The following is a 22,369-nucleotide window of genomic DNA, read 5'->3' as shown; positions in this document are numbered from 1 at the left end:
GGTGATTTAACACCTCTGTATTCATGAACCCCAAAGGGGTTATCTGCGAAATTCCTCTTCGAAATCCATCTCGCAGACCAAGGCTCCATTCGGGAGCCGCAACTTGAATATTATGTTAATATAATGTAACTGTCATCTTTAACTGCTGGCATAATGCCTATATGGTGTTATAATAGATATTCTTTATGTATATATGATCCTCATAACGAATTTCTTTTGGATATTCTTCACTGTTGATATCCAACTTCAGTAAATCATCATTACTCTCATTCATTTTACTTTTGGTCTCTGCCCTTAAGTGAATATTATTGAGGATATACCTTATTCGCTTATCATGTTTAATTTCACAACGAACTCCTAATTTCACCATGTTATGTTGATCAGTAAAATCATTGAACAAATCTATTAATATAAAACTATTCTTATCGTATTTCGTGAAAAACACAAAAACATCTCCCTTCCCTACTCTGGAGACACCCTCTCCATATGATAAATACTGGTTATATAATTCCATAACATTAAAACTTATATTTAGTTGTCTCATTAATTCGTCTAAACTAAACACCCCATCTGTATCATCTATCAAATCAAAAAATGGTAAATAGAAATAAAATTCAATATATTTCTTCATTCTTGCTTCCTTTCATTATTTCACAAAATTAATTTTTGCATATAATCCATATAACGTTCTTGTATTTATGAACTCCAATAGGATTATCTTCTGAAACTACGCACTTCTGCGAGTTATTTACAAACATCTTTGAGCTCTTTCAACAATACAATCCAGTTGTCAGAAAGATAACCAGTTAGGTAGTCAAAAATATCTCTATCTATTGAATATACATACAGTCCGTCGGCCAACTCTTTAATTCTTTCAAGTATCCTTTCATTAAGGTCATGTCTCTCTTCAAATGTTGTAACTTGGTATGGTTCTATTTTTATTTGCCCATTAAAATTAATACCTTCAATGAGCTCTTTTATCTCCTCCAGAATAGACAAATCTTTTTCTGCTTTAATTAGCTTTAAAGCAGAAATGGTTTCATTCAAGTACTTTCCAGTGGAATTTTCCAGAAACCCAAGAATCCCATTCATTGTTAATTCTGTATCAAAGTCTATTAACAAAATAATAGTCCGCACAGATTCGGGTACCTCATAAATCATGTCTCTTATTGAGCCAGCCTCTTCTCCGTAGATAACACTACCTATGTGTTCCACAAGATCTGCAGCCGAAAAGTTATTATGGGGCGGAATTAGTAGCTTTATAACATGATTTGGGGTGCTCATCATATTCACCTTGATTTCTTAATTTTGATTTTGCATAGTGTCGTCTAATATTTCTGTATCCATGAACCCCAAGGGGTCGTCTGCTGAAATCTCTCTTCGAAACCCAACTCGCAGACCTAGGCTCTATTGGAGACGCAGCTTGAATATTATATTTTAAAGGTCACTTCCTTCATTGATTTCCTCAACGTCAATTCTTGTTCAACTCCTTTGTCAGTATTATTTCCAGAGGCTCGTTTTCAAGCATTAAGCATCCAGCATCTCTATATCCAAGCTTCCTATAAAAATGTTGAGCTCCTTCATTCGACTGTGTTGAGGTCATAACCATTTCAAATCCTTTTTGTTTCATTAATTCTTCCCAATACTGGACAACTTTTTTACCAATACCTGTTCCTCTGTACTCCTCATCTATCCATATCATATTCATAAATGGTGTGTTGTCCCAAAAAAAACCGTATCTCATCCAACCTATTTCTTGATTGGATTCTCTGATTATTAGGATTTCATTTTCTTTTATTTTTGGTCTTATCAGTGTTTTATGTATGTGCTTGTCTCTTAACGAGATATACTCGCAATCTGATTCAATTGCAAAATCAATCTGCATTGTAAATCCTCCCTTTCACGCTTTTCATTAAATATCTTCTTGGTAACACTTAGCATTGATGTCTCATAATGTTGTACAGTACATAAGTTTATAAAGTCTTTTTAAAAATGTATAAGTCGCCTTCTTCTCTAACTTTAGTAAACCCACACTTTGAATAGAAGTGATGATTCTTCACACTCCAGCTAGGAGTATCCAGCCACCATTCAGTGCTATCTGGAAATTCACTTTCAATTTTCTCCATCATCTTCGTTCCGATTCCTTGATTTTTTAAAATTTGGATCAATAAAGATCCTTCCTAGATTATGCACTTGATTACATTCTACAAATATCATAGCTCCCCCGATTATTTCTCCATTAAAGAGTACCTTGAAGTATTCGCAATTTTGCATCATCTCTTCTTGCCAACTTATGGAGTCATACCCTATGGGCCCAACGGTTTCGTTAATATTAAAATACTTTGATTCATCCTCAAAACTGGCCTTTTGTATTTCAGCAAGTTTTTGAGCATCATTTTTTCTAGCTTTTTCTAATGTCAACACCCAACATACCTCCATTGTCTTTTTATTTTTTCCAGGGTTGTCTGTTGAAACGCCTCCTCGAACTCCATCCCAGCAGGTCAAGGCTCCGTGAGGATTCTTATGCTTGAATATTATGTTATCAGAAGTTACCGAACTTCTTCACTATGCATTCAAAATCAATCTGCAATTTTTTTATTAGCGAAATTTCTTATATAGTCTTTTTTCATTTTGTAGTTTGATTATTAGTTCATATGCATCTCTTCGAATTATATTAATCCCATAATTGGCAAAGAGTATATCCATAAAATGACCTCAGATCTTTCGCGTTCTTTATACTATAGTTTTTAGTACTTTTGAGATCTAATTATTATGTTTTTAGTAATTCAAGAATTTCTGATAGCGTTTCTGTATTCATGAACCCAAAGGGTCTGTCTGCTGAAATCCCTCTTCGAAACCCAACTCGCAGACCTAGGCTCCATTAGAGATGCAACTTGAATTCTCTTCATTATGGGTGCCAGCCTCAAATTTAGAGACTCAAATGGACGATGTTGGTTCGTTTCCCTCGACACCACAATTCAGCAATTTCCAAAATTGTTCAACTATGACCGATGCCGGATACGGCACCGAACGGGTAATCCACCATTCCAATACCCCCACTGCCGCTGAAATTAAAAATTGCACCGTAATGTCCCTGTTCATATCCTGATCGAGGTTGATCGAATCCAGATGCTTGCACAGACTTTGCCGGAACATTGTCTCTATTTGGTTTCGAAAAACCGTACTTCCCTTGTTCGTCAGCATTATAGAGTAGAATGAAGCATGCTGCTCCAAATATTCAAACGTACGCAGTAGTGCGGTTTTGGAAGGGAGATGAAAGAAGTTATCTTCAGACATACAATTGCGTAGTAACTCTTTAATTTGAGCTTCCATGCATTGATCGCGCAGATCGTACTTATCAGCGAAATGCAAATAAACCGTTCCGCGATTGACATTCGCTTCCTCCGCAATTTGATTGATCGTAATTCTCTCGAATTCCTTTTCTGACATCAGCCTCATAAAAGCATCAATAATGGCTTGCCTCGATTTTTGAATACGCCTGTCCATATCCTTCTCCCCTTTGTACCATCCGAAAAAATGAACATTTCGAAGTCCTCTGTTGAAAAATCAACAACCACGCTTGTTTTAACCATTGAACCCCACATACCGCTCTGATACATTCACTTTATAAAATTTATGTTGATGATTCAACATATGTTCAATTCTGGAGGAGCTGTAATCATGAAATCTATTGTTTTACAATCTTTTGAATGATTTAAATCATATTGAATTAGGAGGTTTAAAAATTGAAACTTACAGGAAACACGATTTTTATTACAGGCGGCGGTTCGGGAATTGGACGTGCGTTAGCAGAAGCTCTCCACAATCTTGGAAATAAAGTTATTATCTCCGGTCGACGTAAAGAGCGTCTGGAGGAGACGATTAAAGCTAATCCCGGCATGTCCGCAGTGGAATTGAATGTACAAGATCCTGCCAGCATAAAGGCGACCGCCAAGCAGTTAATCGAAAAATACCCGGATGTTAATGTCTTGATTAACAACGCCGGCATCATACAGTCCGATGACGCGGCGGGCGTGATCGATGAGGATGTTTTGATTTCGACTGTCACTACAAACTTGCTTGGCCCCATTCGGTTGACTTCTGCATTCATCGAGCATTTGAAGGCCAAAGAAGAAGCGGTTGTCATCAACACGACTTCAATACTTGGATTTGTACCGTTAGCGACAACTGCTGTATACTCCGCGACGAAGGCAGCACTTCACACCTATACGCTGTCCCAAAGGTACATGCTTAAAGACACATCGGTAAAAGTAATAGAAATTGTGCCTCCATGGGTTCAAAGCAACAACGATGAACCGCGTGCGATGCCACTTGATTCATTCATTGATGCAATAATAAAGATACTTGGCAAGGATACAGACGAAGTTCTGGTGGAAGAAGCGAAAATGTTCCGAAATAACCCTGGCCCGAACGAAGGTGTTTTTGTGACCCAGCTTAACGATACGATGAATTCTGAACCTCCAAAGATCCATTGATCCATCTGTAATTCAATTCTCAAAAATTTAGGCGAACATGAAGTAAACACTCAGTTCCGTCTACTTCATGTTCATTTTTATTGTAACTTGCTCGTGAAGTAAGAAGAAACGTCAAGCAGTCACACCCATGTTTACCTTTTACCTTTTAAATAATTTTGTTGATTTCACATAACGTTGGGTATTCCTGAAGTTCAAGCAGCCCTTTGTTAGGTGATGTCGGGGACATCCTCGATTTACTTAAAAAATGTTTTCATGATCTTACTTCATTTAAAAATCTTGTTATTATCGGTAGGTCGGGAGGACTTATTTGATTGGGTATCTTGTTTAAATCAAAAAATCGTATATCTTGTACTTCAGCTTCATCACCTTTAATTATTCCACTGTATTCTTTACATATATAAGCTGCAACTACGTTATATACTTCATCTCCATGCGGATATCGATAGTAAAGTTCCGGGCCTGAAAATATATCAAGTAATTCTAACTCTTCAGCTTTTAAGCCTACCTCTTCAAAAAGTTCCCGGCTTGCAACCTCCTTCATATTCTCACCAGGCTCCATTGAACCTCCTGGTAATCCCCATAGACCATTGTCAGTTCTTTGCTGCAATAATAATCGTCCCTCATCATCTATGAGAATCACACATGCTCCTGCCATAATTATAGGTCGGGTACCTACTAACTCTCGTAATTCTCTTATGTAATTCAATATCTTCACGCCCCTTCGAGATCCTCCAACAGACCAAGGCTCCGTTAGGAGCCACTGCTTGAATTTAACGTTATATGACGGATTCACTTCTAAAATCTACTTTCGTCAATGGATAAGGCACGTAGCCGGGTGGCTCTTCCACTTAACCGGTTGAATATGTCCGGTGAATTCGCTCCTCCGAGATGCATCTTCCGGGGCTAAGGGTCGGGCTTGTCTCGGCCAGATGAGTTGAATGCTATGTTAGATAACGTTGACCTTTTTCGAGTTAAGTAATTATTATTCTCGTTTCCATTTATGTGTTTCGAGTAGTTTTCCAGTTTCATAAAAATACTTTATTACTTCAAGCATAGGAATTAATTCTATACAAATGTTATCGCAATAATTGCCTAACTAGCCACCAGCAACCGGATGAATTTCACCGTTTCCCTGTTTATCGTTCATAAGAGTATATATATTACCATCAATTGTAATAGACACTATAAAATATTCCGGTCCGCCTCCAACCAATGCTGAATCTGTATCTGATACCTCAAAAAAACTAATGTAAATTTATCTCCATCGAGTTTTTTTAAAAAACTTAAAGTGTCTGCCCACGTAGGATTCATAACTATTTCTTCATTGAATGTGGTCCCAATCTATTCATCAATACTAATAGATTTTATCACTTTTCCTTTTCATCCTTTTTAGATGGTTTTATTTATTCGGGGGCTTTCATCTAACGATTCTACATTCACGATCCCAGCGAATGCTCAGGTGTCCTGCAGCTATCTCCTTTTCCGAATTCCTTCAGCCGAACCGAGGAGCGAATGCGACGATGCTTGGATGTGATGTTATACAAAGGTACCATGAATTCATTGAATCTACTTAGAAATCCTGTATAATTCACCATCACCATTCTCTCCATTCTTCTGTAATATCTTGATCTTCCTCAATTTCTAATCCAGCTAGTCTTGCTGCCTTGTCTATAAATTTAGCCAATTCTTCACGCTCCATCGTTTCAATAAAATAGTCGTTCTTTCCATTCAATTCATTAAACGTAATTACAATTTCTTCTACAGCCTTCATAATACTTTCAGGATGTTTAGTTTCTTGTAATAATATTAATTGGTTTAGATAGTTATCCAGGACTTTATCACACATTAATAATCTCTCTTCCGTAAAAAGGTCATCTCCGTATTCAACCATTCTTTTGTTCCACAATTGAGTTGGTTTTTCATTAAATAAGTCCTGTAATGTCATTGGGCATATCCCTCATTTTCTTATCTTTGTTTTAATAGATTTTTAAAATTGTTGCATAGTATTTCGCATATGAGTTTGCTTACTAACTTGCTTTTCACTTCACTTATCTAATTTTTTCTTTGATTCATCTTTTTTCATCTGTTAGTACACCCTTAATGAAAGACCAAGTACGGTCAACATCTAGTCAGTACAATTGGCTTGGAGGGTTTATTCCCTTCTAAGTCTCATGTAATCCCCCCCTTCGGCTCTTAACCTTTAGGTGATTTTTTACCTTCTCTTGTCGTTATTGATGCATGTTAAAAATGCAAGAATAGATGTCCAAAATAGTAACATTAGAGTCATCGCATCTTTTACTTCCATGGTCTCACTTTTCGAAGGAAAACCATACCCACCCAAGAGTCAATTGTATCTATATTTTACCTGTGTTCACTTTCACAAACAAGCGTTCTCATTTATTTTCTTGCATTTTTCTTTTATTCTATTTGTTGTCCATCATTTCTAGCATATAACGCTTCTGTGTTCACGATGTCCCTCTGACTTATGCGAACGAAATGAGCGACCGCCGTGCGTATGTGTCCGCCTGCCCCTCCCTGGCAATCCTCTTTGCCGGACCGAGGAACCGCCAGGCTCCGATGCGTGGATATGATGTTATCTGATGGATTGGCCATAAAAAAACAGTTCAACTTTCCCTCTATGACATAAGGCAAAGATGAACTGTCTTTAGTTCGTGTTAAAATCTCTATGCGCACAAGTAGCAACTTCTTCTCCCATCAAGCCAACAAAGCCTGAGCGATCTGATCCACAATGCCATTGATGCCTGTGGGTCCATAACAGCCGATCCATGTCGCGGCATCGACCGAGTGTATGTGCTGGCGCTCAACGGTATCAAGCATTCCCCAGACACGTTGCTCTGTTGCGGATATTCCCTCCTGCATGAGTTCATGGCTAAGCAAGAAGTAATGGCTAGCATGTACAGCCGGTAGTCTGTCAACTGAGATGTGATAGGCCGTGTCGGAGGTATCTGCCACAAATGACGGGACAGGCAGACCTAGATCATGGTACAGCACAGCCCCTGTACGATGAGAGGCAGAATGCACGCGAACCAGAGAATCCAGCGGACGGATCAGTGCCACGCTCTTGCCTGCCAGAACGGGAGCAAGTTCTTCGGACAGCAATGTGGTTCGTCGGTGATAATCCGCTATAATACGCTTTGCCTCTTCTCGTTTGCCTGTCAGTTCACCGAACAGAGTCAGAATAGTCTGCCAGTTTTCATTGCGCTTAAACATGAGAACTGGAGCGATCCGGCTTAACTGTTCATAGTGCGGCTCATGCACCTCGGTGCAAATAATTAGATCCGGAGACAGTCGTTCCACTGCAAGCAGGTCGGGGTACTCATATGTTCCGAGTAATTCAGTATTCTGAAGTCCTGCCCTGATCGTTTGAGGGAAATGTAACACTGCATTGCCTAGTCCTACACTACCTGCTGGAGAGAGCCCCAGCGCAAGCAAATGATCGGCATATTGCACATCGAGTACAGCGATACGCTTCGGAGATCCGATAACATAGTATTCCCCTCGCATATGGCATATCACCGAGCCTTGGGCCGACTCATATGAAGAAGCTGTACGGTTCCGCTGCAAGGAATGGGCATAGTCTATATCTGTTTTCGAAGCGGCATCAAGCCTATAACGCAGCGGAGGGACGCCATAATATTTCTTAAACGCCCTACTGAAATAATACATGTCGCGATAGCCCATTCTGTCAGCAATTTCACCGATGGGAGCATCCGTGTGACGCAGCATCCGCGATGCACTCTCCATGCGCAACTGAATGACATACTCAGTCAGTCCGAGCTGCTTCTCTTGTTTAAATCGTCGCTGCAGCTGTCTTAAGCTGCATCCAGCAAGGGCTGCCAGCTCTTTAAGCTCCAGATTCCGGCGATAATGCGCCGCTATATATGAAGCGACAACATCCACCATGTCAGACGCTTCTCCTCCCTGACCACGTTCGTAATCCATGATCAGTTCGTAGATCATACCCTGAAGCAACGCATTGGCATGAAAACGTTCCATCCCTTCGCCACGACGCCATTTGGCAACGATTTTTTCTGCATTCTCGATCCATTCTGCTTGGGTTACCGAATTTTGCACAAATGAAGTGCGTAACGGGTGTTTGCGATATGAAGGCAAAACAAGAGAGGCTCCCTCCATAGAAGAAGCCTTGTACATGATCACGATATAATAAATGTCGTCTGATCTGGCCGTCAGCGTTAAGGATGTCCCCTTAACAACATGACCAGCAAAAGAAGCTCCAATGTGGCAAACCTCACCATTCATTGTAAGCTCCCCTTCCCCTCCATATGCCAGCAACAACACATTCGAAGTTAATTCCGTTTCGCGAAGAACACTGCCTGTCTGCAAAGTACCGCTATACTCGTCGAGCATCTTGATCGTTGTATCACTCCATAGACTTGTCTGTTCTTGTAGCGGCATTTCTCTCATCTCCTGACAATAGCATCCTTTGCTAGAGTGACTCGCATGACTGGGCTTAACCAATTAACTACAACCAGGCCTGTTAGCAAAGTAAAATTGTTGCTGTTGTCATTTTAATTGAGATTTATTCTCATTGTCAATTTTCGGACATTTTCTGCAATATTCCCCTGACATCTGGTAATAAAAACAACAGGTGGTACGCTTGCTTTTCACGGCTGGAATGCTGTCCTTATTTTTTGTGAACCGGGTGAACGGATTTCTTTTTACACCGAACAAATGCCCGGGCGCTTCTTGCGTCAGATATGAAAAATCTGCCTGGATGTGCTGACTTTCTTGCTCAGCATTGTCTACTTCAGGAGTATATAATGGGACAATGCGTATCATGATATTCTCCCAAAGGATACTCATCGAAAGAGGAGCAATCGCAGCAAGCGTCTTTAACAGCGGTGCAAGGTGTAACGCAAACATCTCCTTTACCACCTTTTCCCGCCACACTTCCCTGTCTCCAGTTAGTGCTTCTGCCCGAAGCCCGTTCATAGCTAGAAGAGGAAAATGCGTCCCCCCCTCATTAGCTGTGAGCGTCGGATGATAGAGAAAGCTGTTGTCTAGCCGAAAAGAAACATGCTGATGATGAACGGTCATCGCGGTCAGCAACGGAGCAATCCACAGGTAGCCGATTCGCTTAGCTAACATCGAAGCAGCTACCCTCATGTCAGGCGCACCAATATACTCTTGAAGCCAGCTTAAATACTCTCGGCATGCAGCTTCTTCATGTAGTTGACTCAAAGCAATAATACGGACATTATCTTCAGACGGCTCACCAAGCCGAATCGAGTGTTCTTCCACCGTTTGCTGCCATAAGTCAGTCGATAGATAATGGTCCATTTTAATTCGATCCCAACAGTGCTTCCGATGCCTGATCTACAATAATATTAATTGCAAGTGGGCCATAATAAGCGATCCAAAGTGTAGAATTAACATCATATGCACGGTTATTTTTGACTGCATCAAGGGATTTCCATACTGAACTGCTATCCAAAGCCTCTGCCTCTGCCGCAAACAACTCATCAGACAGAACAAAATAATGATCTGCACCAATCTCAGGAACTTTCTCCATCGAGATTTCAACGGAGGTATCATCTTTGATCTTCTGGACTAATGCAGGCATTTTTAAGCCCAAATCCTCATACAGAATGCCGCCTGTTCGATGCTCAAGACCATGAACACGAATGCCTTCTTTTCTCGGACGAATAAGTGCTACCGTTTCCTCTCCCAATTTCTCCGACAGCTTCTCCTTCAGTCCTGCAATTTTGTCCTCATAAGCCTTACGCACAGTTTCTGCCTCTGCCTGCTTACCTGTGATCGCAGCCACCGTAGCTAACGTATCTCGCCAGTCCTCGTAGAAGTCAAGTACGATTGTGGGCGCTATTTTGCTTACTCTCTCATACTCTTTCTCTTGAAAATCAGTCATTAAAATAAGATCCGGGTCCAATGCTACAATCGCTTCCAGATTGGGCTTGTCCCTTGTACCTAAAACCTGTACGTCACCCGGCTTATCGCCTAAATATTCTGGAAATGTGGTATTGCCTTCAGCGATAACACTGCCTGCCGGCTGCTCGCCAACGGCTAGCAATTGATCCAGAAATTTGACATCAAGCACAGCAATTTTCTTTGGTTTCTCGTTAAGCGTATACTGACCCTTCATATGCGAGATCGTAACCGGGAAGGCTCCGGCAGTCTGAGACGCTCCATTCGAAGGCGTGTCCGTTGGAGTTGTAGCAGACTCATTGCCGCCATTTGTACCTGCTCCGGCACCGCAAGCCGTCAGCACAAGAACAAGGGCCAGCATCCAGCCCATTAAAAATCGTGATTTATGGTCACCATGTGCCATGCTTCCGGCAGCTTGCCTCTTTGTTCCTTTATTCATGGTGAATCCTCCTTATGTATGATAATGATTTTCATTATCGAAATATAAGGCGAGTATAATATATCTCCACATCGCGTTACCATGTACTTTTGCGACATTTCAGCCGGACTAATGCGACATGTAAACCGCTATATCTTCATTTACAATTCTATCAGCCCTTTTACTAATTACTGCATAATCATCGTCTAATGTATCAAGCCAACAAAACCAAGAATCTCCCCTTTTTTCTTTTCATTGATTTCTACCTCTTGCGTCAATGTACATTCCATATCCATTTGTTCCATTGAAACTACAACAGAGGTTTGTATGATAAATTTGTGGGTACTTTTCATTAAATTCTGAATATGGGACTCATAAAATGTTCCTTTGGATTCATAAGCCATTTTCGGTGAAACATCTATCTTTAATACCCTTTCAACCGCAGATATTTCTAAAACATTTTGCTTTCTCCTTTTATCAAGTATTTCCTATAACGTTCTTGTATTTATGAAGCCGTTAGGGGGTGTCTGCAAAAATTTTTCTCCGACACCCTTCTCACAGACCCAGGCTCCAAAGGAGCCGCTGCTTGAATATTATGTTATGTGATGCCACATCTTCTTCGAACTTTCTACCTACAATTATTTATGGATTTGAACTTTGATTTTAGATATTTGTTTATCTATTAAATTATAGATTTTTTCGATTTCATCTTCTTTGATCTTATTTTTTACCAATTCATTTTTAATTTCTTGTTGAAGTTCAATTAACGCTTCAAGTTTCAATGTTATATACCAGCCTGTCCATTCCGTAACTAGGCTATCGTCAAAGCATTCGCCATCGGTATAAAAGAACATTCTATAATAACCTATTCTCTTTTTTTTGTAGTAAATGTCTAACGTAGATATAACCTGCTGGGAATAGTGACTGTCTACAATCTGATAATCGGAATGAAAAATAGTTTTATACTCAATTGTATCTATTGAAGGCTTAATATCTTCTAGATTCAATTCATCAAAAAACAAACTAATTTCTTCTGGACATTCTTTCATGTAGTTATTGAATGTTACCCAAAAACCTTCTAAGGTCCTATCCATAATTTTATGTGTATCAATCCAGCTCTCTAGCGCTAAATTATCCAATTGAATCATCCATCCTTTAAAATCTTATGTGATTTCACATAACGTTCCTGTATTTCACGACCCCAGCAAATGCTGAGGTGTCTGGCTCCTACCGGATCAAGGACAATTGTCGCAGCGCGAATATTATGTTATATGAAAGTGACAAACATCTAGTGCTACCTACAAATTATTGAACCACTCTTCCTTGATGTTCACTTCTTCTACAATTCGTTCCTTTACTTCTATTCCTAATTTCAACTCTTTTAGTTTTTCAACTAAAGATTCTCCATCTATCAAATCGATTTGAGGTGCTCCATCTCTCTGTGCTTCTTGCTTTGCATCTTTAGTGAAAGTCCCAGTGGTTAGAATAAGACCTTTTTCAGTTCTCCCTTGCATAGCTCCTCTAAAGTCTCTTATCAAGGAAGAACTAACCGTATCTTTGTATCTTTTACATTGAAAAACAACATGGAAAGATAGCAATCCACCAATTTTTATTATTCCTTTACCGTCTATCCCTCCATCTCCACTTTTTCCTGTAACAATAACATGACTGAACCCAGACTCTCTAAGTAACCTCATGCATAGCCGTTCAAATGAATCTGGCGATATATCCTTGATGATCTCTAAGAGCCTATCTTTCCATTCAAATTCATCTGAAGGATTCTCTTCTACACTAATTTCATTATCATCTGCTTCACTAGCATTTGAATTCTCGATGTTTACATTCATTATTTTGACTTTATCTTTAACAGCTTTTGAATTAATAATAGAAGAGTTCAATCCTTTTGCTGTTAAGCTCCAAATCCCTCTCGATGAATTCTCAATAATGTCGACTTTTTTTAAATAAGTTCGGGCCCAAGCTAAACGATAGCTTAATTTTGTTGTATTACCTCTATGTATTTCTGTTATATCTTCGTCCGTTAATCCTAAAAGCTTTATTACTTCATCTTCCATTTCGCTAATTGAAGATGACCCCCCTAGATTATGTAAAGCTGTTAGTGCAGGTTGAAATAATTCATCGTATTTAGGTACTGACATTTAGTTTTCTCTCCTTTTGTCATTTCATATAACGTTCCTGTATTCACGACCCTGCGTAGCTGGGTGTCCGGCGTATGCCAGACCAAGGGCATATGCCCGCTGCGTGAATATATTGTTATCTGTAGTTACCGGCATCTCGAATTTCCTTACATTTATCTATATCTTCAAGCAATAAAGCATTTCATCATCTAAGATTTTTCCTGTGTTTTCAAATCCAAATTCTTCATATAGTTTTTTTGCAAAGTAGTTTTCGGGTTCATATGATATATAGATTTCAGAGCATTGCTTATTCTTGCTCATTTCTTTGATGATTAGACTTAACGCCTTTTTACCAAACCCTTGACGCTGAAATTTATGATCAATCATTAAACGACATATTTCAAAAAAATCATTCTCTTCTGAATATCCATACATTGCAAATCCTACAATGGTGTCCCCATCATAAATGGCTTTGGTTATCCATCCTCGCTCTATCTTTGATTGTGCAATTGAAACAGCATTTGAAGCTACAAACTTCTCTAAAAGATAATGATTGTTATCAGGATCAGTCGTTAGAAAAATGCATTTTGTCCAATTTGTTTTATCAATGTCCTTTAATAAAACTCCCACGAATTCCCCTTCTTTCTGATGTTCTATCGGTAATTTCACATAACGTTTCTGTATTCATGAACCCCGTCAGGGGTTGTCTGCTGAATTCCCTCTTCGATATCCTTCCCGCAGACCTAGGCTCCATCAGGAGCCGCAGCTTGAATATTATGTTATCTGATTCCTTTGTTTCTTTGCGCTTACTTTCATTATCCTCTGTAGTTTTCTTCCATCGCCTTCTTAAACACCTCGATGGGATACTCATATTTTATTGCTTTATAGATGCATCGGTTATTCCATTGATTTCTTTCTATTCCTTCAACAAATTCTCGCTCTATGATTTTCATCGTATAGATAATTTCATTTAATGTTCCTATCACACTTCGATTATTAGTAGTTGTGATAATCATACCTTCATTTTCTTCGATATACCTGCTGATTACTTTTTCTTCGGTTTCCTCACTCATTAAATAATTTCTTAGTTCATTAACGAATAACTCTTCTACATTTTTAATTGTGTCTTTTGAACTCCTACGATCGTTAAACTTAATCTTGATAAGTCATTCATAAATACGATTGTTTTTCTTCTATTCAAAGTGAACATATTGGCATGCCATGTATTTAACGGAACAGATATATCTGTTTTTTGTACTTTACAATCCATTTCTTTTAGCAGTTTTTGTGTCGCTCTTATAACGTACATTATTGTTCTCCTTGTTATTGATTTACAGGTTTGCAATGGTTTCAGATAACGTTCCTGTATTCACGAACCCCGGAGGGGTTGTCTGCCGAAATGCTTCTCCGAATTCCTTCCCGCAGACCTAGGCTCCAACGGAGCCGCTGCTTGAATATTATGTTATATGATGGGGATGCCTTCTTCGAATTCCTACAGTCTATTTTTAGTATTCTCCATTGTATTCAATAAAACTGGTTTGTTTAAAGAGTGTAATATGATATGGGGTATAAATATACTTTGAATTTGGACTTAAGATTTCAATAAAACTAATTGCTGCATCTATATGGTCATCTGATGAGAAAATATCTTCATCTAGGAATCCACTTAAGAGGGCTGCATCTCCTTTATATTTCAAACAAAGATAGCCATACCCAGGGTCAACTATAACTAAATTTATTATGTCATCTTCTTCTTGTTCTTTGGAGCTATCGAAAAATCTAACTATTATGTCCTTATCTTTGTAATAAATCTCGGTGTCACAGGAGAAATTCTTATAGCTAAACTTCATTATGACATCTCTCCCTCTCTTGGTTTTTTTAGCGGTTTTAAAAACTAATTTTTGCATCCCTTTCACATAACGTTCCTGTATTCACGACCCAGCGTATGCTGGGTGTCCGGCGAATGCCGGACCAAGGACGAATGTCCGCAGCGTGAATATTATGTTAAGTGATGTTCCTTTTGTTCTATAAATAATCTATATAAACCTTATAGGTTTACAAACGAACGATGAAGTCTAAAGTTGTCTAGATCTACATTGAATTTTCCTTCTACCAATATGTCTAGTCCTAATAATCCGTTGATATTGTGGTATTTAAATATAGTAAAATCTATCGGTATATCTCTAATTACATAATCCCCTAACTGTATTCCCTCGACCTGCTTGCTAAAGGCGTGTTCCTTACCTCCAATTCCGTAGCTTGTTACGATCTCATCCTCTAGTCCGACTTGAATTCCAATATCATCTACTTCATCTTGTGCAATTAAGGTATGGCTCGCTCCCGTATCAATCACTATGTTATTAATGACTTTCTTTTTCCCATTAAAATGGACTGTTATTTCAGTGAATAACAGTCCATCTCTATATTCAATTTTCATTTATAAATTTCTCCTTAGACCCACATTCTTCCGAATCTTAACGATAACTTGATCTTTAGAAGTATGATAAACCAAGGTTTTTTCCCGGCTACTTAATAATTCACGGGTTGCCTCTTCATCGCTTACTGGACCGATCACAGCAACGTCATCTATAACTTCTTGATTCTCCGTTTCTTCAAAATGAAGAACTTCAAACTTCACAAATTGATTCGGGTAAATCTGTTGGACCTCTTGCCATTTCATACTCAGCCCTCCTAGTCATTCTGATAATTATATTATAGCATGTAGTATACATGCACCCTCATTGGAATTTCACTTAACGTTCCTGTATTCACGACACTTGGCGAATGCCAAGTGTGTCCGGCGAATGCCGGACCAAGGGCGTATGCCCGCAGCGTGAATATTTGTTATATGACGTTCCACCTTCTATGAGATACCTTCTAGTTCTTTTATTAATTTATGGTCTATTGCTCGCAACGAGTTTTTATTGTTCCAATAATGCCTTTCTTGTCTACTAGTTAACAAGAATATTCCACTTATTCTTTGAGATTTAATGAGGAAATCTTCAACTGAAATATAGCCCTTTTTTCGAATAATTTCTTCATTGGTTTCTCTTAACAATTGATTGATTAAATGAATAGAATCCATCATGTCATAAACTTCATGAGTTTCATTATCAGCATAAATGAAAATTATATTTTTTTCGCCTTCAAGTAACTGACGTGTCTTCTCAAAAATTATATCCCCAAATTTTCTATCTTCGTTTCCCAAGTATGGAGTTCTAAATAGTCCTCCATATTTCCTAATTTCATTATGAATTCTTCGTTCTTCTGGAATGCTTGATATATAGATTTCTAATCCATCTGCAAATTCATCCAGTGTCAACTCGATTGGCGTTTCTATATCTTCGGGCAATTTAGAAAGTACAGAATCAATACTGCTTATAATTTCATCTATTTTTTGTATTAATTGTTCGAAAATTTCTGCTTCTTCTATTTCACTTATGTTGAGCGACAAACCAAAATTCCTATGAATATTCTTTTTAGCCTTTATCCAAAACAATTCAGTGAATTCGTCTCTTTTAAACTCCGATAGATTTTTTCTAATTCTTCTTACTTCAAAGTAAACTTGGCCGTCTGTTTTCATAATGACTTTAAAATCTGGAGACTGTTGCACTTGATGTAGTGGTTCATAATGTAGGTCAGTTACTTCATTAAGTGTCAACAAGAAAGAAGCACATCGTAGTTCAGTTAACACATCGTAAAGATCTTCTTCGGATTTTGCTCCTCGAAGCTTACTTAATATTTTAGTTTGATTATTTGAAAACCAAAAAGAAAATCTAATTGATTCTTTGCCCAACTTGATGAGTAAATTCTTTACTTTATCGGATAAGGCGCTTAAGTAAGGCGTTCTAATAATAATATCTTCCATAAAAACACCTCATGTCTGTTCATTGTTATTTTGTGGTATATCATATAACGTTCAGGCATTCACGAACCCTCACTGCCTTAAGCGACCAACGGGAGCGGCCGCGATGCGGTTAGGCAGTGCAGGGTTGTCCGCCTGTTAATCTTCCCTGAAAATCCTCGGGCGGACCAAGGGGCGCGACAGCGACCCGCAGCGTGAATATTTTGTTATCGGATGTCAATACCTTCCTCGAACCTCTAAAAATCTTGGAGTCAGTTTCGCTTTTGTTTTTATATCTTATAGTTTTCTTGCCTTTATCACAAAAGTTAATGGAAGCATTTTTGCTCTCTTTGCCATATCGCTGTTATCATCCCGCAATTGCATAAACTCATAATCAGATTCCTCAATCATTAGCTCAATTACAAACCCAGCTTTTGCAAGCGCGTTTACATAAGTTGACAGCATACGGTCCGCTAACAATAGCTCACCTTCATCAACTGCTACCGGATACCAACCTTCATTAAAGTAACTCTTATTAATTACAAACCTATCATTTTCTGTAGTAACCCATCTGTGTATAGGGTGAGACCAACTGAAAATAAATAGCCCGTCTTTTTTAAGGTAAGAAGATATTCGTCGAAAGGTACCCTCAAGATCGGTGGTCCAACCTATGGCATAAATTGAATAAACATAGTCAAAATAATCCGTCGGGATGCCGCATTCTTCTTCCATGGGAGAACATATCAATTTTGCTGCTATTCCACATGACTTCAAATGTTGCGCTGCCTCTTCAATTTGTCTTTCTGAAATATCCACAGCCCATAGTTCAGATGCGTTTCGTTCCCCTTGATATTGCAAGGATTGACCATTCCCGCAGCCGACCTCCAGCAGTTTTTTTCCTGAGATATCACCAAAGAGCTGGCACCTTTCTTCTGAGATAAATGCTCCATAATAAGGGAGCACGATTGCTTTTAAGAAATCATTGCCTTTGGTATCCCAATATAGGCTGTTTGTTTTATGAACAACATTCTTTTTTAAGTCTTCCGAGCTGCCGACACCATTTTCCCCGTCAACAATAATGCTTCTTCTATTTAATGAATTCTTGTCCATGAAGGCACCTTCTCTTAGTAAATATTTATATTTGAGCATTTCAGATTTGCATTAATTTCCGATAACGTTCTTGTATTCACGACACCTGACGTATGCCAGGTGTGTCCGGCTGCCTCTGCTTCTCTGAAATCCCTCTGCCGGACCGAGGGCGTATGCCCGATGCGTGAATATTATGTTATACGGAGTCATCTTCTTCTCGAGAAACACAAACTAATGTCCATGCATTTCTTGAAAAGACATTATCAATGGCTATGATATTCATTAAGTTATATATCTCCATTGGTTTAGAGTATAATTCCATAAATTTATTAACGGTAACAGGCAAAAAATTTCTGGTTGATCCATGCCACGACCACATATCTCTATTTTTAAATTCTTTCATGATATTCAATTTGGTTTCATAGATAAATCTATATGGATCACCTCTCCATTCTTCTGGAAGATGAGATAATATTTCATTCAGTCCGGCAGCAATCCAAATCAGGGCTTGCTGCTCATTACTTTCTTTGTTGTTCCATAACATTTCAGCTGTTCGATTAAAACCGACTACTGTATCCCAATCAGCACCTAAAATGCCTCGATCATTTAGTTTCTTTGTTCTATATTCAACTTCATTGGTTGGCCACCAATCTATTATTTCAGTTCCAATATTAAGATTAGGATTTAACTGTGGTTGTATTTTAATTTTTTTAAAACTTTGTTCGTCAATAGATCTATAGCTATACTCTTCAATAAAGTGCTTCCAGTATGAATAGACTTCTTTCCATGAAAAATCATTAGAATTCATATTTGGTCTCCTCTTATGTAAGATGATTTCGTATAACGTTCCTGTATTCATGAACCCCAACGGGGTTGTCTGCTGAAATCCCTCTTCGAAATCCATCCCGCAGACCGAGGCTCCAACGGAGCCGATGCTTGAATATTATGTTATACGACGGAATCACTTCACGAATATACTTTCACTATTTTTCTTCTTCAGGTACATATTCAATTAAATCAGATAATTTACAGTTAAATGTATCGCATAGCTTGAATAAGGTATCCAGCTTTGTTGTTTCTATATTCGTTTCCCTATATAACTTGTTGATTGAGTTCCGGCTTAAGCCCGATCTCACCATCAATTCGGTTATATCATCTATTCGATGTTCTGCCATGAGTTCTCGTATATTGCACTTGATTACGTTCATCTTTTCCCCTCCATAGTTCTATCTTATCTTCCATATTAGTAATCATCAATGAAAAGCAAATTTTTAACTCTGTAAAGTCAAATTTTCACCTTGTAATTAACTTTATGAGGTTATATAATAACTCTATAGAGTTAATCAAAGGAGGAATACGATATGGTTAATACATTAGAATCGCTAACAGAACCACTTATAAGAATACGTCTGGAATTACTCTATACTGAACTTTTGGAGTGTCATGCGGAATACACTCAATTTTCTTCTGAGTCAGAACAATACTTTAAAATACTTCGTGATGCTTTACCCGATCAACTTCAACATACGGTTTTTCTTTACGAAGACGCTCAGATTTCTCTTCAATCCATCTTAGAAAGAAGTATCTACATACAAGGTTTCAAAGATGCTCTACAACTCTTTAGTGAATTGCAAAACTCTAGCATTTAGAGGATCATATGATCCTCTTTTTCTACTATTTTCGATTCTTTCATATAACGTTGTTGTATTCACAACCCAGCGCATGCTGGATGTCCGGCGAATTCCAGGCCAAGGACGATTGTCCTATTAAATTTCATTTACATAATCCATCTCGTTGTAAAGTAATTTCATTGCACTTTGCATTTCTTTAATTGCATCTTTTTCTACATATCTTATTTTAGTAGTAAAATCGCTATTGGCACTGATTAATACCTCAATCCCTTTTCCTTCATCATTACTTACAAAGGTATATAATGAATGAGATTCTTCAAAAATAATTTCTGCACTTAAACACTTATTAAAAATGAAATCTCCATTACCTGCACCGCGAGAAGAACACTTAACAACTTTTATATTATTTTCTGATCTTATAATCGGTTCCTTACAGTTTGATTCAGGGTATAGATAATCAAACAAAAACTCTACGGAAAAAGGTTTATTATCTTCTTGAAGACACCAGTCATCTATTTCATCAGTGCTATACTTTGCAGCACACCATAAAAACGAAATCTCACTGATTCCTAGATTTTTGAAATTAAGCTTCTCAAACATATAAATGACTGGTGGGTTGGGTACTATGTCATGAATCATCCAGTTTCTCATAGATTCGAGTAATAACTTTTCATATTTATCTACAAAATACTCATTAATTAAATCTGGAAAAGTATTCACTATAAGATGCTTGATAATTTTCCCTTCGATGATGTGTATTTTGTAAGGTCTGCCCTTTTGCATTTTTTCTAGCCATTGACGAGAAGAATTAGATAAATATGAACTTGTAAATAGTACAAAATGGTTGGGGCCTTCTGCATCTGCCCATGCAATTTTCGTAGAAATTTGTTCTACTGGAACTCCGTTCGTATAATGCTTGCATTCAAAAAACCATCTTTCTTCTATTGTGCCTACCAACTGATTGTTGACTATGAATTTACCTTCTATATCTCTTCCTTGATCAGCACCACCTTGGCGCCATATTAAACTTTGATAACCCATACGAAGTAGTATATCAAAACATAGTTCCTCGAATTTCCTTGGTGTGATTCTTTCAAATTGTATGTCTTCTTCCTTAAATAACATATGTTCCTCCAGTGAATCAATTTCCTCTAACGTTTCTGTATTCGCCCCGGCAAATGCCGGGTATCCGACGAGTGTTACACCAAGGACGAATGTCCTCAGCGTGAATATTATGTTATACGACGGAATCACTTTTCGGATTTATATACATAGTTATTAAAACTTTATTGCAAGATCATTCTTTTTTGAATGTATATTTTATCCAAGTTTTTGTCATAAAGAAATTCTCGGGTAGTTCAAATTCATTTGAATCATAAATGTCATCAAGTTCTAGTTGCCCCATATTATCATCATTAATAATTTGTTTTTTTAATAATCTTTCAATAGGCATTGGATCACTAGAAGCATTTCCAGCCCCAACTTTACAGCTCATCCATTTAATAATCCATTCTGAAAGTGCATCCCACTCTTCGCATTCAAAAGTCTTACTTGCTTGTCCAACAGGTATATCCTTCTCAATACTAGTAATTGAATTAACTTTAATGCCCCCGCGTACTTCATCAATTGTCATTACAAAACTTCTTTGCTTAATCGGTTCAAATTGTGAAGCTTGCTGTATTTGATCTCGCAAAAGCTGAGTCTTATAATTTTCGCTTTTTTTCAACTGAAGCAACGCTGTTTTTGAGAACTTCAAGTCTGGGATAGAAATTGTAACTGCAAGATCCGAACCATATTTATCCGTTTGATTTTTACCCTTTCTATGTAAAATATGCTGTTCAACCTCTACCTTATAAACTTCAGTAGTTCCTACATCACACTTCCTTCTCTTTGCTAAAACTTCAGTAAGCCTATTTAAAAATGCTTCTTCGCTACAAGGTCTTCCAATCAACCATTTCCTTGTTTCATTTTGTATTTCTTTCAATAGTACTGCAAGAATTTGATCGACATTTAAGTTATTCATATATTCTCCTTCTATGAAGTGATTCTTCAATATTGGTATCTGGATTCTGTCGTATAACGTTTCTGTATTCACGACACCCAGCGAATGCTGGGTGTGTCCGACTGTTCCTGCCTCCCAGAAACCCCTCAGCCGGACCGAGGGCGCATGCCCGCAGCGTGAATATTATGTTAAGTTGAAGTTACCGACCTCTTTGAAATTCTATCTAAGTCCTTATTATCTTTACATATGTCCTTACTGAATCAGACTCAGCCTCAATATTTTTATCATTTGTTTTATTTTCAATTATTTGGAGCCCATTAAAACATGCGTTTTCTTTGTACCATTCAATTAATTCAAATAGTGGTATACTTTGTTCTACCACACTCGTATCTTCATAGTAAGAAGCTAATGTAATTATAAATGTCGGCGCCAGAGCGTCGGCACTTAAGTAAAATACAAATTCCTTATCTGTATAATGCTTTTTAAGATATAACTCTACTTCTTTCTCAAGAAAAGAAAACGCTTCTAATAATTTATCTGATGGTACTCTATCCTTCTTTATAAGCCTATTAAATCCATGAATATAAATAAAATTATGACTTTCTTCAATGCCAATTAGCTTAGGATCATTTGAAAATAAAAAAACTGGCGAAGTTATTATTTTAGTGATTTCTCGGTATGCCTTCTCAGCGTGTTTTTTTAAGTAATCTAAAATCAAGTTCTTACCCTCTCTTTGGTAATTTCACTTAACGTTCCTGTATTCACGACCCAGCTATGCTGGGTGTCCGGCGAATGTCGTACTCAGGGCGTATGCCCGCAGCGTGAATAT

General features: G+C 38.0%; 24 protein-coding genes and 2 pseudogenes. 2 read left to right on the top strand and 24 right to left on the bottom strand.

What is annotated here, in order from left to right; all coding sequences use genetic code 11:
- Window positions 1-157: 157 nt before the first annotated feature.
- The 5 genes and pseudogenes from C0638_RS15845 to C0638_RS15825 all read right to left on the bottom strand — a co-directional run bounded on the left by C0638_RS15845 (window position 158) and on the right by C0638_RS15825 (window position 3,507).
- Window positions 158-631, bottom strand: a complete 474-nt coding sequence (locus C0638_RS15845) for a hypothetical protein (protein WP_040103241.1) — start codon at window positions 629-631, stop codon at window positions 158-160.
- 113 nt (window positions 632-744) lie between these two features.
- Complete coding sequence (locus tag C0638_RS15840; RefSeq protein ID WP_016324594.1) at window positions 745-1,284, bottom strand: DMP19 family protein; 540 nt, start codon at window positions 1,282-1,284, stop codon at window positions 745-747.
- A gap of 187 nt (window positions 1,285-1,471) precedes the next feature.
- Window positions 1,472-1,885: a GNAT family N-acetyltransferase gene (locus tag C0638_RS15835; protein WP_040103240.1), complete on the bottom strand. Its 414-nt coding sequence runs from the start codon at window positions 1,883-1,885 to the stop codon at window positions 1,472-1,474.
- 88 nt (window positions 1,886-1,973) lie between these two features.
- Window positions 1,974-2,424, bottom strand: a pseudogene (locus C0638_RS15830) (GNAT family N-acetyltransferase).
- A 513-nt stretch (window positions 2,425-2,937) separates the two neighbouring features.
- The gene (locus tag C0638_RS15825) at window positions 2,938-3,507 is read right to left on the bottom strand and encodes a TetR/AcrR family transcriptional regulator (protein ID WP_016324596.1); all 570 of its coding nucleotides are present in this window, start codon (window positions 3,505-3,507) and stop codon (window positions 2,938-2,940) included.
- A gap of 239 nt (window positions 3,508-3,746) precedes the next feature.
- On the opposite strand from C0638_RS15825, the gene C0638_RS15820 reads away from it, so the two are divergent.
- A complete protein-coding gene (locus tag C0638_RS15820) occupies window positions 3,747-4,496 on the top strand; it encodes an SDR family oxidoreductase (RefSeq protein WP_058711389.1) in 750 nt (249 codons plus the stop codon).
- A 250-nt stretch (window positions 4,497-4,746) separates the two neighbouring features.
- Here C0638_RS15820 and C0638_RS15815 read toward each other — a convergent pair whose 3' ends face one another.
- The 16 genes and pseudogenes from C0638_RS15815 to C0638_RS15730 form a co-directional block, all read right to left on the bottom strand.
- Window positions 4,747-5,202: an NUDIX hydrolase gene (locus C0638_RS15815; protein ID WP_016324597.1), complete on the bottom strand. Its 456-nt coding sequence runs from the start codon at window positions 5,200-5,202 to the stop codon at window positions 4,747-4,749.
- Window positions 5,203-6,090: 888 nt separating this feature from the next.
- Window positions 6,091-6,441: a hypothetical protein gene (locus C0638_RS15810; RefSeq protein ID WP_058711390.1), complete on the bottom strand. Its 351-nt coding sequence runs from the start codon at window positions 6,439-6,441 to the stop codon at window positions 6,091-6,093.
- A gap of 770 nt (window positions 6,442-7,211) precedes the next feature.
- Window positions 7,212-8,933 carry an AraC family transcriptional regulator gene (locus tag C0638_RS15800; protein WP_058711392.1) on the bottom strand — a complete coding sequence of 574 codons (1,722 nt, stop codon included), beginning with the start codon at window positions 8,931-8,933 and terminating at the stop codon, window positions 7,212-7,214.
- 108 nt (window positions 8,934-9,041) lie between these two features.
- Window positions 9,042-9,818 carry a (2Fe-2S)-binding protein gene (locus C0638_RS15795; protein ID WP_040103234.1) on the bottom strand — a complete coding sequence of 259 codons (777 nt, stop codon included), beginning with the start codon at window positions 9,816-9,818 and terminating at the stop codon, window positions 9,042-9,044.
- 1 nt (window position 9,819) lies between these two features.
- Window positions 9,820-10,860 carry an ABC transporter substrate-binding protein gene (locus C0638_RS15790; protein ID WP_058711393.1) on the bottom strand — a complete coding sequence of 347 codons (1,041 nt, stop codon included), beginning with the start codon at window positions 10,858-10,860 and terminating at the stop codon, window positions 9,820-9,822.
- Between the two features lie 617 nt (window positions 10,861-11,477).
- A complete protein-coding gene (locus tag C0638_RS15780) occupies window positions 11,478-11,987 on the bottom strand; it encodes a hypothetical protein (protein WP_230493880.1) in 510 nt (169 codons plus the stop codon).
- Between the two features lie 150 nt (window positions 11,988-12,137).
- Window positions 12,138-12,995, bottom strand: a complete 858-nt coding sequence (locus C0638_RS15775; protein WP_058712642.1) for a restriction endonuclease — start codon at window positions 12,993-12,995, stop codon at window positions 12,138-12,140.
- A 156-nt stretch (window positions 12,996-13,151) separates the two neighbouring features.
- Complete coding sequence (locus tag C0638_RS15770) at window positions 13,152-13,604, bottom strand: GNAT family N-acetyltransferase (RefSeq protein WP_045244346.1); 453 nt, start codon at window positions 13,602-13,604, stop codon at window positions 13,152-13,154.
- Window positions 13,605-13,789: 185 nt separating this feature from the next.
- Window positions 13,790-14,244: pseudogene (locus C0638_RS26190) on the bottom strand (DUF6933 domain-containing protein).
- Between the two features lie 235 nt (window positions 14,245-14,479).
- Window positions 14,480-14,824 (bottom strand): hypothetical protein, encoded by a 345-nt coding sequence (locus C0638_RS15760; protein ID WP_146753313.1) that lies wholly within the window; start codon window positions 14,822-14,824, stop codon window positions 14,480-14,482.
- 197 nt (window positions 14,825-15,021) lie between these two features.
- Entirely contained in the window at window positions 15,022-15,411 is a 390-nt protein-coding gene (locus C0638_RS15755; protein ID WP_058711399.1) for a retropepsin-like aspartic protease, read from the bottom strand.
- Complete coding sequence (locus C0638_RS15750) at window positions 15,412-15,654, bottom strand: hypothetical protein (protein WP_058711400.1); 243 nt, start codon at window positions 15,652-15,654, stop codon at window positions 15,412-15,414.
- A 183-nt stretch (window positions 15,655-15,837) separates the two neighbouring features.
- Entirely contained in the window at window positions 15,838-16,842 is a 1,005-nt protein-coding gene (locus C0638_RS15745; RefSeq protein WP_058711401.1) for a hypothetical protein, read from the bottom strand.
- A gap of 273 nt (window positions 16,843-17,115) precedes the next feature.
- A complete protein-coding gene (locus tag C0638_RS15740) occupies window positions 17,116-17,928 on the bottom strand; it encodes a class I SAM-dependent methyltransferase (protein WP_058711402.1) in 813 nt (270 codons plus the stop codon).
- A 175-nt stretch (window positions 17,929-18,103) separates the two neighbouring features.
- The gene (locus C0638_RS15735) at window positions 18,104-18,715 is read right to left on the bottom strand and encodes a hypothetical protein (RefSeq protein ID WP_102163618.1); all 612 of its coding nucleotides are present in this window, start codon (window positions 18,713-18,715) and stop codon (window positions 18,104-18,106) included.
- A gap of 175 nt (window positions 18,716-18,890) precedes the next feature.
- A complete protein-coding gene (locus C0638_RS15730) occupies window positions 18,891-19,115 on the bottom strand; it encodes a helix-turn-helix domain-containing protein (protein WP_058712622.1) in 225 nt (74 codons plus the stop codon).
- A 153-nt stretch (window positions 19,116-19,268) separates the two neighbouring features.
- On the opposite strand from C0638_RS15730, the gene C0638_RS15725 reads away from it, so the two are divergent.
- Complete coding sequence (locus C0638_RS15725; protein ID WP_058712621.1) at window positions 19,269-19,556, top strand: hypothetical protein; 288 nt, start codon at window positions 19,269-19,271, stop codon at window positions 19,554-19,556.
- Between the two features lie 117 nt (window positions 19,557-19,673).
- Here C0638_RS15725 and C0638_RS15720 read toward each other — a convergent pair whose 3' ends face one another.
- From C0638_RS15720 to C0638_RS15710, 3 genes are all read right to left on the bottom strand, one after another.
- The gene (locus C0638_RS15720; RefSeq protein ID WP_102163616.1) at window positions 19,674-20,663 is read right to left on the bottom strand and encodes a restriction endonuclease; all 990 of its coding nucleotides are present in this window, start codon (window positions 20,661-20,663) and stop codon (window positions 19,674-19,676) included.
- A 172-nt stretch (window positions 20,664-20,835) separates the two neighbouring features.
- Complete coding sequence (locus C0638_RS15715; RefSeq protein WP_058711396.1) at window positions 20,836-21,561, bottom strand: hypothetical protein; 726 nt, start codon at window positions 21,559-21,561, stop codon at window positions 20,836-20,838.
- Between the two features lie 202 nt (window positions 21,562-21,763).
- A complete protein-coding gene (locus C0638_RS15710; RefSeq protein ID WP_058711397.1) occupies window positions 21,764-22,258 on the bottom strand; it encodes a hypothetical protein in 495 nt (164 codons plus the stop codon).
- Between the last annotated feature and the right edge of the window lie 111 nt (window positions 22,259-22,369).

The organism is Paenibacillus sp. lzh-N1 (assembly GCF_002872435.1).
GTDB classification, from domain to species: domain Bacteria; phylum Bacillota; class Bacilli; order Paenibacillales; family Paenibacillaceae; genus Paenibacillus; species Paenibacillus polymyxa_C.
Note: the sequence above shows the minus strand (reverse complement) of the source record. Positions and strands in the feature narration are given on the sequence as shown.